Origin of the sequence: Amnibacterium kyonggiense (genome assembly GCF_004364555.1) — a bacterium.
Classification (GTDB): Bacteria; Actinomycetota; Actinomycetes; order Actinomycetales; family Microbacteriaceae; genus Amnibacterium; species Amnibacterium kyonggiense.
On record NZ_SOAM01000003.1, the window covers coordinates 300428 to 312392 of the forward strand.

Genomic DNA, 11965 nt, shown 5'->3' on the forward strand with positions numbered 1-11965 from the left:
GGCGGCCCGGTCAGGGCCTGCGGAGCGCCGGGTACGGAGACGCCCGGAAGCCGAGGTCGAGGTAGAGCGCCTCGCCGTCCGCCGTCGCGAACAGGTCGGTGCGCCCGACGCCGCGGCGGTCGAGCTCGGCGAGCAGCGCCGACAGGCAGGCGCGGGCGTGCCCGCGTCTGCGATGACCGGGCAGGGTGCTGACCTGCGACAGGTGCGCGGCGAGGCCGGCCGGGTTCGTCGGCGAAGGGGCGCGGTGCTCCAGCACCGCCATCGCGCATGCGACCGGCCCCGCCGAGGGCTCGTCGACGACCGCGACGAGCACGTCGTCGCCCGCGAGCGCAGCCTCGAACCAGCGCTGCGCCGCCGTGCGCCACCGCGGATCGGCGGTGTCCTGCCCCATCGCGTCGAACATCGCCGCGCGGAGCGCGACGAGCGCCGCCGCATCGGCGGCGACGGCGAGGCGAGCGGACGCGGTCACCGAACCATCCTGGCCGCGCCGACCTCCGGGGTCCGGCAGGATGTCGCGGTGCGATCCCTGCTCGGCCTGAACGCGGCGCTCGCCTTCCTGCTCGAACTCGCGCTGCTCGTCGCAGCGGTCGCGATCGGCCTCCTCCTGCCCGCGCCGCTCGCCGTCCGCATCGTCGTCGCGGTGGTGCTGCCGGTGCTCGTCATCGCCTTCTGGGCGGTCGCCATGGCGCCGAGGGCGCCGCGCCGACTGGCGCCCTCGCGACGGCTGATCGCGCAGACGGTGCTGTTCGCCCTCGCCGTGGTCGGCCTGGCCGTCGTCGGCCAGGTGGTGTGGGCGCTGGTGCTCGCGGTGCTCGTCGCGGTGCGGATCGCGCTCGGCGTCCGCGTCGGCCGGATCTGACGCGACCGGGTCCGATCAGCCCTCGGGCTGCGCCTCCACGATCCGCAGGGTCGGCCGCGTCTGCGGCTCGCTGAGCAGTTCGCCGTCCGCGCCGCTGAAGACGAGCGCGGTGGCTGCCGGGACCTCGAAACGCATGTGCTCTCCCTCCGAACAGGTGCCGGCGACGATGGAGGTCCCCAGGGGCCCGCGGAGGTGCGACACGCCGACCGGCCCCCGCTCTGGGGGCGGCCTCCGTCCCTCCACAGGCCGTTCCCCCGCGCGCACCGCTCCGACGGGCCAGGCTCCCCGCATGTTCGATCCCCTGCTGCCGATCCCCACCGACGCCGACCTCCTCGCCGCGGCGGGCGAGCTCGTCGGGCCCGCCATCCGCCGCCAGACGTGGCTGCTCACCCTCGACGACGAGCAGCGCCTCGGACCCGTGATCAGCCGGATCGACGACGTCCCCGTCGACGCGGATCCGGTCGCGATCGAGCAGCTCGCGCGCATGCTCCGCGCCCTGACGGACGAGATCGACGAGGTCGCGTCGGTCGTGCTCGTCTGGGAGCGTCCCGGCGACGCCGAGGTGCGGATGCAGGAGGCGGACTGGATCGCCGGGCTCGCCGAGAGCGGCGCGCCCATCCGCGCGCAGCTGCTCTCCTCGGACGACAGCGTCCGGCTCGTCGATCCGGCGTTCGCGGCGCTCGTCGCCCGCTGAGCCGCGGTCCGACCCGGTCAGCGCTTGACGCGGAGCTCGCCCTTCACCGTCTGCGAGCCGAGGCCCTGCGCCACGGGCTTCACCGTGATCAGGTCGAGGTTCACGTGCGCGGGCAGCTCGAGCGCGTGGACGATCGTCTCCGCGACGTCCTCCGCCGTGAGCGGGTCCGGCACCTCGGCGTACACCGCGTCCGCCCGCGCCCGGTCCCCACCGAAGCGGTTGAGCGAGAACTCCTCCGTCGCGACCATCCCGGGCGCGACCTCGATGACGCGGAGGGGCTCCCCGGCGAGCTCGATGCGCAGCACCGCGACGAGCGCGTGCTCGGCGAACTTCGCCGCGTTGTAGCCCGAGCCCCCGGCGTAGGCGATGTGTCCGGCGATCGAGGTGACCGTGACGATGTCGCCGCTGCCGGCGTCCTCGGCGCCGTCCCGCAACGCCGGCAGCAGGGCGGAGGTCACCTGCTTCGTCGCGATCACGTTCGCCTCGAACATCCACCGCCAGTCGTCGACGCTGCCGGCCTCCACCGAGTCGAGGCCGCGGGCGCCCCCCGCGTTGTTCACGAGCGCGTGGAGCGGGCCGGCCGAGCGGACGTGCTCCGCGAGCGCCGCGACCTGCGCGGCGTCGGTGAGGTCGGCGGCGAAGACGTCGCAGCCCGTCTCGGCGGCGAGGCGCTCGAGCCGCTCCGCGCGGCGCGCGACCGCGACGACCTCCCAGCCGTGCGACCGCAGCAGCGCCACCGTCGCCCAGCCGATGCCCGTGCTCGCTCCCGTGACCACCGCGCGTCTCGTCATGCGGCCATTCAACCGTTACGTCCCATGGCGTCGGCCGTTGTGCGCGGCCGGGCGCGGTCCTACCGTCGCGCCATGGCTGAGCACACCTGGCACTTCGAGACCGAGCAGATCCACGCCGGCGCCGCCCCCGACCCCGTCACCAACGCCCGGGCGACCCCGATCTACAAGACGACGTCCTACGTCTTCAACTCCGCCGACCACGCGAAGAACCTGTTCGCGCTGGCCGAGTTCGGCAACATCTACAACCGCATCCAGAACCCGACTCAGGCGGTCGTCGAGGAGCGCATCGCGGCGCTCGAGGGCGGCACGGCGGCACTGCTCCTCGCCTCGGGCCAGGCCGCGGAGACCTTCGCGGTCCTGAACATCGCGCAGGCGGGCGACCACATCGTGTCGTCGAGCTCGATCTACGGCGGCACCTACAACCTGTTCAAGTACACGCTGGCGAAGCTCGGCATCGAGACGACGTTCGTGGTGGACCAGGACGACCCGGAGGAGTGGGCCTCCGCCGTCCGCCCGAACACGAAGCTGTTCTTCGCCGAGACGATCGGCAACCCGAAGATCAACATCCTCGACATCGCCGCGGTCGCGGAGGTCGCGCACGCGAACGACCTGCCGCTCATCGTCGACAACACGATCGCGACGCCGTACCTCATCCGCCCGCTCGAGCACGGGGCGGACATCGTCGTGCACTCGGCGACGAAGTTCCTCGGCGGCCACGGCACGGTCGTCGCCGGCGCGATCGTCGACGGCGGGAGGTTCCCGTGGTCGCAGCACGTGGAGAAGTTCCCGGGCCTCACCGAGCCCGACCCGTCGTACCACGGCGCCTCGTACACGACCGCGGTCGGCGACGGCATCGCGTACATCATCAAGGCGCGCGTGCAGCTGCTCCGCGACATCGGCGCCGCCGTGTCACCCGACACCGCCTTCAGCCTGATCCAGGGCATCGAGACGCTGTCGCTGCGCATCGAGCGCCACGTCGAGAACACGCAGGCGATCGCCGAGTGGCTCGACGACCACGAGGACGTCGCGTCGGTGAACTACGCCGGCCTCCCGTCCTCCCCCTGGTACGCGGCCGCGAACCGGTACGCCCCGAAGGGCGTCGGTGCGGTGGTGTCGTTCGAGCTGAAGGGCGGGGTCGACGCGGGCCGGAAGTTCGTGGAGAGCCTGACGCTGTTCAGCCACCTCGCGAACATCGGCGACGTGCGCTCGCTCGTCATCCACCCGGCCTCGACGACGCATTCGCAGCTGACGCCGGAGCAGCAGCTCACGACCGGCGTGACGCCGGGTCTCGTGCGCCTCTCCGTCGGCCTGGAGCACGTCGACGACCTCAAGGCGGACCTGGAGTCCGGCCTCCGCGCCGCCCGCTCCCTCCGCGCCACCGCCTGACCCGCTGCGGGGTTCACGGATACGGAGATCCGCGGCGCGAAGCGTCCCGGATCTCCGTATCCGTGAACCCCGCTCCTCCAGCCCGCCGCAGGCGACCTCGGACATGACGTAACACAAGGACCCGCCGCTCCCCCGGCTGGGATGCTGAGGGCGGCATGGACTGGCAGACCTCGGAGGACACCGTCGCGGCGCGGCCCGTGACGGACGCCGACGCGCGGGCGCTCGTCGGGAAGCCGCCGGCGAGCGGCGCCTGGCGGGAGGGCGACCCGGTCGCGGACCGGTCGTTCGTCACGGGCGGGACGCTGACGACGGAGGCCGGCGCGCGCATCCCCGGGGTGCGCGTCGCCTACGAGTCCTGGGGCGAGCTCGACGCGGGCCGGAGCAACGCGGTCCTCGTCCTCCACGCGCTCACCGGTGACCCGCACCTCGTCGGATCGGCCGGCCCGGGCCAGCCGACGGACGGCTGGTGGGAGGGCGTGGTCGGCCCGGGACTCGCCCTCGACACCGACCGCTGGTTCGTCGTCGCACCGAACGTCCTCGGCGGCTGCGCCGGGACGACCGGACCCGCGTCGCTCGGGCCGGACCAGTCGGAGTGGGGCGGCCGCTTCCCGTACCTCACGATCCGCGACCAGGTCGCCGCGCAGCTCGCCTTCGCGGACGCGCTCGGGATCGACCGCTTCGCCGCGGTCGTCGGCGGGTCGATGGGCGGCATGCACGCGCTGGAATGGGCCGTGACCGCCCCGGATCGCGTCGGCGCCCTCGCGGTGCTCGCGGCGCCGGCCGCATCGAGCGCCGACCAGATCGCGCTGAACTCCGTCCAGACGGAGGCCGTCCGTGCCGACCCGCGCTTCCGCGGCGGCGACTACTACGGCGCCGTGGACGGCGACGGCCCCCACCGCGGCCTCGCGCTCGCCCGACGGATGGCGCTCCTCAACTACCGCAGCGGCTCCGAGCTGAACGACCGCTTCGGCCGGTCGTGGCAGTCCGGGGTCTCCCCGCTCGGCCACCACGGCCGCTTCGCCGTCGAGTCGTACCTCGACTTCCACGGCAACCGGTTCACGCGGCGGTTCGACGCGAACAGCTACATCCGGCTCGTGGACGCGATGAGCTCGCACGACGTCGGCCGCGACCGCGGCGGCGTCGAGGCGGCGCTCGCGACCTACGCAGGGCCCGCGCTCGTGCTCGGCATCGACTCGGACCGGCTCTACCCGGTCGCCGACCAGCGCCGCGTCGCCCGCGGCCTGCGGGGCGCGCTCGACGGACCCGAGCCCACGCTGCTCGAGTCGCCGTTCGGCCACGACGGCTTCCTGATCGAGCGCGAGGCGGTCGGCGCCGCGCTCCGGCGCCTGCTCGCGACCTGATCCCGCGCCCCCGGGGTCGCTGGGCCCCCTAGCATCGGTGCCCGGGAGGTCCGATGACGACAGCGGGTGCGGAGACGCGCCGTCGGCGGATCCGCGTCGCCCTGGTCGACGACCACCTCCTGCTCGTCGAGGGACTGGCCGCGCGGCTCTCGGCGCCGCGGGCGCGGATCGAGGTCGTCGCCGCGCTCACCGACTGGCAGCCGCTGCTCGACCACCCGGACTTCCCGGTCGACGTGGTCGTCGTCGAGTTCGGGCTCGAGGACGACGTGCCGTTCGAGACGAAGGTGCAGCAGCTCGGCGACCGGGGCATCGCCGCGGTCGCGCTCGCGCGCACGCGGGACGCCGCGACCGTCCACGCCGCGCTCACCGCCGGCGCCCTCACCCTCGTGCCGAAGAGCGATCCCGCCGAGCACCTCGTCGCCGCCGTGCACGCCGCCGCCGACGGGCGGGCGCACCACTCGCCGTCGGTGCAGGAGGCGCTCGACGCGTGGGCGAACCGGGCCGACCCGACCCTCGGCCGGCAGGAGCTGACGGCCCTCCAGCTCTACGCGCAGGGCCGCAGCGTGCACGAGGTCGCCCTGCACATGGCGACCACGGACCAGACCGCGAAGAGCTACATCAAGCGCGGGCGCCGCAAGTACCGCGCCGCCGGCGTCGACCTCGGCACGAAGCTGCTGCTGCGCCGCCACGCGATCCGCGAGGGCTGGATCCCGCCCGAGTGACGTTCACCGATACGGAGATGCGCAGCGCGAAGCGGCCCGCATCTCCGTATCCGTGAACTCCGCACGACGGGTGATACCACTTCCACAGTTCCCAGGCGCGTCAAAACCTTCAACCGGTGTGGCAACCTTGCGCGCCGAATCCCCCGTGATTCCATGACCCGGCGCTCGCCCAGGACTCCTGCCGGGCGCCGGACACACGGCACGGGAAGTCATGGAACGGATCCTCAAACAGCGCGATCGCCTGCTCGGCATCAGCGCGCGCCTGGTCGGGCTGGTCGGCACGGGCGCCTCGCTCGTGCTCCTGGCACTCTGCGATCCGCGGCCCGGTCTCCTGCTGCTCGTCGCTCCCGGCTACGCCGTGCTCGTCTTCGCCCTCGTCCGCATCGGCGCGACCCGCGCGATGCTCTGGCCCGCGCTCGCGGTCGGCGCCGGGCTCGTCAGCGCCGTGCTGGTCCGCTTCGGCACCGTCGGCGCGTTCGACGGCCTCATCGGCCAACCGGCGCCGTTCCCGGTCCCGACCGGCTCGGTCGACGCCGTGCGGCTGCTGCTCGCCGTCTCGATCGCCGCCGTCTCCATCGTGCTCACGATCAGCCTCGGCCGGATGATCGTGCTCGTCGGGGCGTTCGGCGTCACCCTGATCACCACGATCGTGCTGTTCGCCGGGGACGCCGCGCTCGGCGTCGTCGGCGCCTCGGTGCTCGCATCCTGGTTCGGGCTCACCGTCTCCGGGTCGGTGCTCTCCGCCGCGCTGCTCCGCGCCGCCCGTCGCGTCTCCTCCATCGGCCGCGCGCACCGGAGCGAGCGGCAGGCGAGCGAGACCGAGGCGCAGCGCCGCCAGGGCGCGCGACTGCTCCACGACACCGTGCTCGCCACCCTCACGTTGCTCGCCCACTCCGGGGTCGGCGTGAGCCGGGAGGCGCTGCGCCGCCAGGCGGGCGACGACGCACGCCTCCTGCGCCAGCTCCGCCTCTCCCCCACCCCGATCTCGATGAGCGGCACCAGCGACGGCGCGAAGACCGACGCCGACGGACTGAAGAGCGACAGCCTGCAGGCCGTCCGCGCCCGCTTCGAGCGCCTCGGCCTCGACGTCAGCTGGCACGGCGCCGGCACCGTCTCCCTGCGCCCGGACCGGCTCGACGCGTTCCTGCTCGCGCTCTCCGAGTGCCTCGAGAACGTCCGCCGCCACTCCGGCGTCGAGGAGGCCCACGTCACCATCACGGACGACGAGGCCAGCGTGCGCGCGCTCGTGACGGACAACGGCGTGGGCTTCGAGCCCGCGGCGGTCCCGGCGGGCAAACTCGGCTACCGCGAGTCCATCGTCGGCCGCATCGAGGAGGCCGGCGGCACCGCCCGGGTCTTCTCGGCGCAGGGCTCCGGCACCACCGTCGTCCTGGAGATGCCCCGATGACCGTCGCCCCGGAGCGGGACGCAGCGCCGCAGACGCCGCACCGCAAGGACCTGCGCCTGCAGGCCCTCGTCGACGAGCCCCACCGCCGTCTCCCCGCGCTCCGGTTCCCGCACCTGCACTCCGAGCGGCTGCGCTCGTCGCGCACGAGCCTCGGCACCGGCTTCATCGGCATCGCGGCGACCCTCGTCGCCGTCCTGCTCCTGTCGTTCGACCTCGCGCGCTTCGTCGAGGAGTGGCGCGACCAGACCTACGCGGAGCCCGGGCTCGCGGCGCTCTCCTGGCTCCTGCTCGCGGGGCTCCTCGTGGTGCTCGCCGTCGCGGCCCGCACCGCCGGCGACGTGCTCGACTCGCTCGTGAGCCTCGGGATCGTCGGCGGCCTCGGCATCGTCGTCGCGCTCGATGCGGCGGCGGTGTGGGGCAACGGCGACCTCGGGCACGACCTCACCGCGGCGCCGGCCGCCGGCTACGTGCTGCTCGCCATGGTCGGCGTGCGCTCGAGCCGCAGCATCACCGCGGCGTCCGGCCTGCTCGGCGCCGCCCTCGTCGCCCTGCTGGCCGTCAACGCGCTCGACGCGACGGTGCCGCCCTCCGGCCTCGTGGACGGAGCCGCGATGATCGCGAAGGCCGTCGCGCCGCCCATCGTCGCCGCGTGGATCGTGCACGTGTTCCGGAACATCGTCTCCGCGGAGCTCGAGCGGGTGCTCGTCGCCTCGACCACGAGCGCGCCCCGGTTCTCCGTCGGCATGATGGCGTCCGTCGAGCTGGCCCGCCTCGACCTCGCCGCCGAGCAGCTGATGGACGGGATCGCCTCCGGCCGCACGCGCCTGCCGCTGAACCCCGCGACGGCGCAGGCGGCCGCGGAGCTCGCGACGGAGCTGCGCCTCCACCTCATCGAGGGCCGCAGGCAGACCTGGCTGTACCACGCAATCAGCGAGTCGGAGCTGCTGGGCCGCGCGGTCACGCTGTCCGACCCCGAGTCCCTCGCCGGCCTGCTCGACCCGTCGCAGCGCGACGGCCTCCTCTCCGCGGTGTGGCTGATGCTCGGCGACGCCCCCGAGCGGTCGCGCCGCTCCGCGACGCGCGTCGCCATCGAGATCACCGTGGGACCCGCGCGCCCGATCGAGGGCAAGGCCCGGACGATGCACGTCCCGATCGTCGTGCAGACCACCGGCGTGGCGCGCAGCCGGGTGGACCCGGCCACATGGGACGCTATGCGCAAGGTCGGGCGGCACGCCGATTCGCAGCGCGGCGGCAGCCTCTGGGTGGAGATCGACTGCGTGGTCGATCGTCCCGCCGAGCGCTGACCACGACTCCTCCACAACCGTTTTCTTCTCTCACCAAGACCGGAGCCCACGAGTGACCATTGACACCCGGACCATCCGCCTCGCGATGGTCGACGACCACCGGATGCTGCTGGGCGGCCTCACCGAGTGGATCCGCGGCTACGAGGACATCGAGCTCGTGGCGGCCGTCACGACCTTCACCGAGCTGCTGACGCACCCGAAGTTCCCGGTCGACGTCGTCCTCATGGACGTCGACCTCAAGGACAACTCGCCGGTGTCGCTGCGCCTCGCGCAGCTGAAGCAGACCGGCGTCGCGACGGTGCTCATGTCGAGCTACTCGGAGCCGCAGATCGTCCGCGAGGCGCTCGCCTCCGGCGCGCTCGGCTACGTGCCGAAGTCCGAGGACATCTCCATGATCGTCAAGGCGATCCGCGCCGCCGGCCGGGGCGAGTCCTACATCTCGGCCGAGCTCGACCTCGCGATCAACTCGGGCGACGTCGGCGGCTCCCCGAAGCTCTCCGCGCAGGAGCGCCGCGTCATGGCCCTCTACGGCGGCGGCGAGCCCGTGAAGACGGTCGCCTACGAGCTCGGCATCTCGGAGGAGACGGCGAAGTCGTACCTCAAGCGCATCCGCGAGAAGTACCGCGTCGCGGGCTTCGACGTGGGCACCAAGGTCGCGCTGCGGAAGCGCGCGATCCAGGACGGCATCCTGCTGCAGACGGACTGACCTCCGTCCGCCTCGAAGCGGCCGGTCCTCCTCCGGGAGGGCCGGCCGCTTCGGCGTTCACGGCGTGCCGGAGAACGTCGGCAGGCCGGACGCGCCCCGCGCAGCCTGCTGAAGCGGGACGAGCCTGCTCAGGTGCTGAGCGCTCGGCGGCGGAGGCCCCGCTGCTCGAGGCCGAACGCGACGGCGGCGATGCCGAGTCCGAGGGTCGTCACCGCGATCCCGACCGCGATCGGCGAAAGGTACCCGAGGCCGGCCGCGATGACGACCGCACCGAGCGCCGCACCGAGCGAGTTGCCGATGTTCAGCGCGGAGTGCGTCGACGCGGCGGCGATCGTCGTCGACCCGGCCGCGACGTCCATCAGCCGCACCTGGATCGCTGGGCCGAGCACCGACGCGAACACGCCGATCAGCAGGACGCCGGCGAACAGCCCGACCGGCGTCGCGGCGCCGACGAGCAGGACGACGAGCGCGACGAGCGTGCCCAGGAAGCCGACCAGCACGGCGCGGCGGACGCCGCGGTCGACGAACCGGCCGCCGGCGACGTTGCCGATGGTCATCCCGACGCCGAACACGACGAGGACGATCGGGACGACGGAGGCGGGCAGGCGCGTCACGTCCGTCGTGATCGGCGCGACGTAGGTGTACGCGGCGAACAGCCCGCCGAAGCCGACGGCTCCGAGCGCGACCGCGAGCCAGACCTGGACCCGCGCGAAGGCGCGCAGCTCCGAGCGGACGGTCGCGGTCGGGTCGCCCGGCCCGTTCGGGACCGCGACGAGCACGGCGACGAAGGTGAGCGCGAACGCGACGGCGACGACGAGGTAGGCCGCCCGCCAGCCGAGCGCCTGCCCCACCGCGGTGACGGCGGGCACGCCCACGATGTTCGCGATGGTGAGCCCGAGCAGCACCGACGTCGCGGCCCGACCGCGCTTGCCCGGGCCCAGCAGCTCGGACGCGGCGACGGTCGCGACGCCGAAGTAGGCGCCGTGCGGGAGGCCCGCGACGAAGCGCGCCGCGACGACGAACCCGAAGCCGGGCAGCAGGGCCGTCGCCACGGTCGCGAGGACGAACACGACGAGGAGGCCGAGCAGCACCGTCTTCCGCGGCAGCCGCGCGCCGACCGCCGCGAGCACGGGCGCACCGACGACGACGCCCGCGGCGTACGCGGACACGAGGACGCCGGCCTGCGCGATCGCGTCCTCGCTCGACGCGGCGTAGGCCTGCGGCAGCAGCTCGCGGGCGATGTCGGGCAGCAGTCCGGAGGCCACGAACTCGGTGGTGCCGATCGCGAATCCGCCGAGCGCCAGGGCGGCGAGCGCGAGCGCGACGACGGCGCGGGAGTGCTGCACCGGGTCCGCCGACGCCCGGTCGCGGACGTCGGGACCCATCGGGGACGAGCCTACGCGTGCTGGACGGTCCTCGTCGGACCCGTGATGGTCGACCGCCGGACCGGCTCGGCCTGCGCGGTCCGCAGCGCGATGAGGCACCAGGCGAGCACCGCGAGCTCGAGCGCGTTCCGCAGCGTCAGCACCGCGATCACCCACGGCGTCGGCGTCGTGACACCGCCGTAGAACCAGGGGTAGATCAGCTGGGTGAGGCCGGCGGCGACGAGCACGAGGACCGCGGGCACCCGGAACCGGCTGGGGGAGACGAGCAGCCCGAGGATCACCGGCGCGACGTACCAGGTCAGGTACTGCGGCGACCCGACCTTGTTCAGCGCGATCACCGCGCTGACGTAGCCGAGCGCGGTGACCGCGAGCAGCTCGGCGGCATCGACCCCGCGGAGGCGCGCGAGGAGGGCGAGCAGCGTGACGACGAGCACGCCGACCGCGAGCACCGGCGTCATCGCGTCCGCGACGGTCTGCACGCCGTCCGCACGGATCTGGAAGGTCAGGATGCTCGTGTCGTAGTAGACGCCGACGCCCTGGTCGCCGAGCGCGGCCGACCACAGCCACGGTGTCGCGATCGGCGCCTCCACCTGCAGGCCGCGCGTGGCCTGGGCACTGACGAACGAGAACACGGTCCCGCGGGCGCCCGCGAGCAGGGCGAGGCCGATGATCACGGCGGAGGTCAGTGCCGCCGCGGACACGACCGAGGCGAGCCGACGCCCCGTGAGCAGGACGGCGGCGACGATCGCGGCCGGCCAGACCTTCACCCAGGCGGCGACGGTGAGCAGCACCGTCGCCACCGCCGGCCGGTCCGCGAGGAGCAGCACACCGACGATCGCGATCGGCAGGGCGATCCCGTCGATGCGCGCGAGGGCGACCGGACCGATCAGGGCGGTGCAGAGCAGCCACCACCACGCGAGTCCGCGCCCGCGCCGGGCGACGAGCACGAGCGCGACCGCGTCGAGCACGGCCACCATGACGAGCCACACCACGAGGTAGGGCGCGTCGGGGCCGCTGCCGAGGACACCCGCGAGCAGCATCGGCGGGAGGGCCGCGATCGGGTACACCCAGTCGGTGTCGACGCCGACGAGCGTGCCGCTGGAGTGCCAGTAGTCGATCCAGAAGCGGTAGACGCCCGTGACGTCGCCCGCGGGCTGGTTCGGTGCGCCGACGAAGTCGACGACGGACAGCACGAGGTGGACGACGAGGAACCCGGCGGCGAGGAGCGACCAGTCGAGGACCGAGGATGCGGGGCGCCGCGCTTCGGTCACGTCAGCGACGCTAGCGGTCCGGCACCGACAGCCGCTCGCGCCGGGTCGCGCGGCCACCGGAAGCAGGGGTGCCACCGC

Annotated in this window: 12 protein-coding genes; 8 read left to right on the top strand and 4 right to left on the bottom strand. The window is 73.8% G+C overall.

Annotated features, from left to right (window positions below; translation table 11 throughout):
* Positions 1-10: 10 nt before the first annotated feature.
* The gene (locus tag CLV52_RS18495) at positions 11-469 is read right to left on the bottom strand and encodes a GNAT family N-acetyltransferase (RefSeq protein WP_162850869.1); all 459 of its coding nucleotides are present in this window, start codon (positions 467-469) and stop codon (positions 11-13) included.
* Positions 470-517: 48 nt separating this feature from the next.
* Between CLV52_RS18495 and CLV52_RS18500 the strand changes: the two genes are divergently transcribed.
* Positions 518-859 (top strand): DUF2568 domain-containing protein, encoded by a 342-nt coding sequence (locus CLV52_RS18500; protein ID WP_162850870.1) that lies wholly within the window; start codon positions 518-520, stop codon positions 857-859.
* A 289-nt stretch (positions 860-1148) separates the two neighbouring features.
* The gene (locus tag CLV52_RS14630; protein ID WP_133767100.1) at positions 1149-1553 is read left to right on the top strand and encodes a hypothetical protein; all 405 of its coding nucleotides are present in this window, start codon (positions 1149-1151) and stop codon (positions 1551-1553) included.
* 17 nt (positions 1554-1570) lie between these two features.
* Here the strand turns inward: CLV52_RS14630 and CLV52_RS14635 are convergent, their stop codons facing one another.
* Entirely contained in the window at positions 1571-2344 is a 774-nt protein-coding gene (locus CLV52_RS14635) for an SDR family oxidoreductase (protein ID WP_133767101.1), read from the bottom strand.
* A 72-nt stretch (positions 2345-2416) separates the two neighbouring features.
* Between CLV52_RS14635 and CLV52_RS14640 the strand changes: the two genes are divergently transcribed.
* The 6 genes from CLV52_RS14640 (at position 2417) to CLV52_RS14665 (ending at position 9231) form a co-directional block, all read left to right on the top strand.
* Positions 2417-3730, top strand: a complete 1314-nt coding sequence (locus CLV52_RS14640) for a bifunctional o-acetylhomoserine/o-acetylserine sulfhydrylase (protein ID WP_133767102.1) — start codon at positions 2417-2419, stop codon at positions 3728-3730.
* 155 nt (positions 3731-3885) lie between these two features.
* A complete protein-coding gene (gene metX, locus CLV52_RS14645; protein WP_133767103.1) occupies positions 3886-5091 on the top strand; it encodes a homoserine O-acetyltransferase MetX in 1206 nt (401 codons plus the stop codon).
* A 53-nt stretch (positions 5092-5144) separates the two neighbouring features.
* Positions 5145-5813 (top strand): helix-turn-helix domain-containing protein, encoded by a 669-nt coding sequence (locus CLV52_RS14650; protein WP_133767104.1) that lies wholly within the window; start codon positions 5145-5147, stop codon positions 5811-5813.
* Between the two features lie 211 nt (positions 5814-6024).
* Positions 6025-7221, top strand: a complete 1197-nt coding sequence (locus tag CLV52_RS14655) for a sensor histidine kinase (protein WP_133767105.1) — start codon at positions 6025-6027, stop codon at positions 7219-7221.
* Positions 7218-8525: a hypothetical protein gene (locus tag CLV52_RS14660; protein ID WP_133767106.1), complete on the top strand. Its 1308-nt coding sequence runs from the start codon at positions 7218-7220 to the stop codon at positions 8523-8525. Before CLV52_RS14655 ends, CLV52_RS14660 begins: the two co-directional genes overlap by 4 nt.
* Before the next feature lie 85 nt (positions 8526-8610).
* Positions 8611-9231: a response regulator gene (locus CLV52_RS14665; RefSeq protein ID WP_199706488.1), complete on the top strand. Its 621-nt coding sequence runs from the start codon at positions 8611-8613 to the stop codon at positions 9229-9231.
* Between the two features lie 128 nt (positions 9232-9359).
* On the opposite strand, the gene CLV52_RS14670 is transcribed toward CLV52_RS14665, so the two are convergent.
* Positions 9360-10616, bottom strand: a complete 1257-nt coding sequence (locus tag CLV52_RS14670) for an MFS transporter (protein WP_133767108.1) — start codon at positions 10614-10616, stop codon at positions 9360-9362.
* Positions 10617-10627: 11 nt separating this feature from the next.
* Positions 10628-11887 carry a glycosyltransferase 87 family protein gene (locus tag CLV52_RS14675; protein WP_133767109.1) on the bottom strand — a complete coding sequence of 420 codons (1260 nt, stop codon included), beginning with the start codon at positions 11885-11887 and terminating at the stop codon, positions 10628-10630.
* Positions 11888-11965: the final 78 nt, after the last annotated feature.

Bases quoted from the DNA above. Each gene is read 5' to 3' on its own strand.
- CLV52_RS14630 (WP_133767100.1), top strand. From the start codon at position 1,149: ATGTTCGATCCCCTGCTGCCGATCCCCACCGACGCCGACCTCCTCGCC.
- CLV52_RS14635 (WP_133767101.1), bottom strand. From the start codon at position 2,344: ATGACGAGACGCGCGGTGGTCACGGGAGCGAGCACGGGCATCGGCTGG.
- CLV52_RS14640 (WP_133767102.1), top strand. From the start codon at position 2,417: ATGGCTGAGCACACCTGGCACTTCGAGACCGAGCAGATCCACGCCGGC.
- metX (WP_133767103.1), top strand. From the start codon at position 3,886: ATGGACTGGCAGACCTCGGAGGACACCGTCGCGGCGCGGCCCGTGACG.
- CLV52_RS14650 (WP_133767104.1), top strand. From the start codon at position 5,145: ATGACGACAGCGGGTGCGGAGACGCGCCGTCGGCGGATCCGCGTCGCC.
- CLV52_RS14655 (WP_133767105.1), top strand. From the start codon at position 6,025: ATGGAACGGATCCTCAAACAGCGCGATCGCCTGCTCGGCATCAGCGCG.
- CLV52_RS14660 (WP_133767106.1), top strand. From the start codon at position 7,218: ATGACCGTCGCCCCGGAGCGGGACGCAGCGCCGCAGACGCCGCACCGC.
- CLV52_RS14665 (WP_199706488.1), top strand. From the start codon at position 8,611: ATGGTCGACGACCACCGGATGCTGCTGGGCGGCCTCACCGAGTGGATC.
- CLV52_RS14670 (WP_133767108.1), bottom strand. From the start codon at position 10,616: ATGGGTCCCGACGTCCGCGACCGGGCGTCGGCGGACCCGGTGCAGCAC.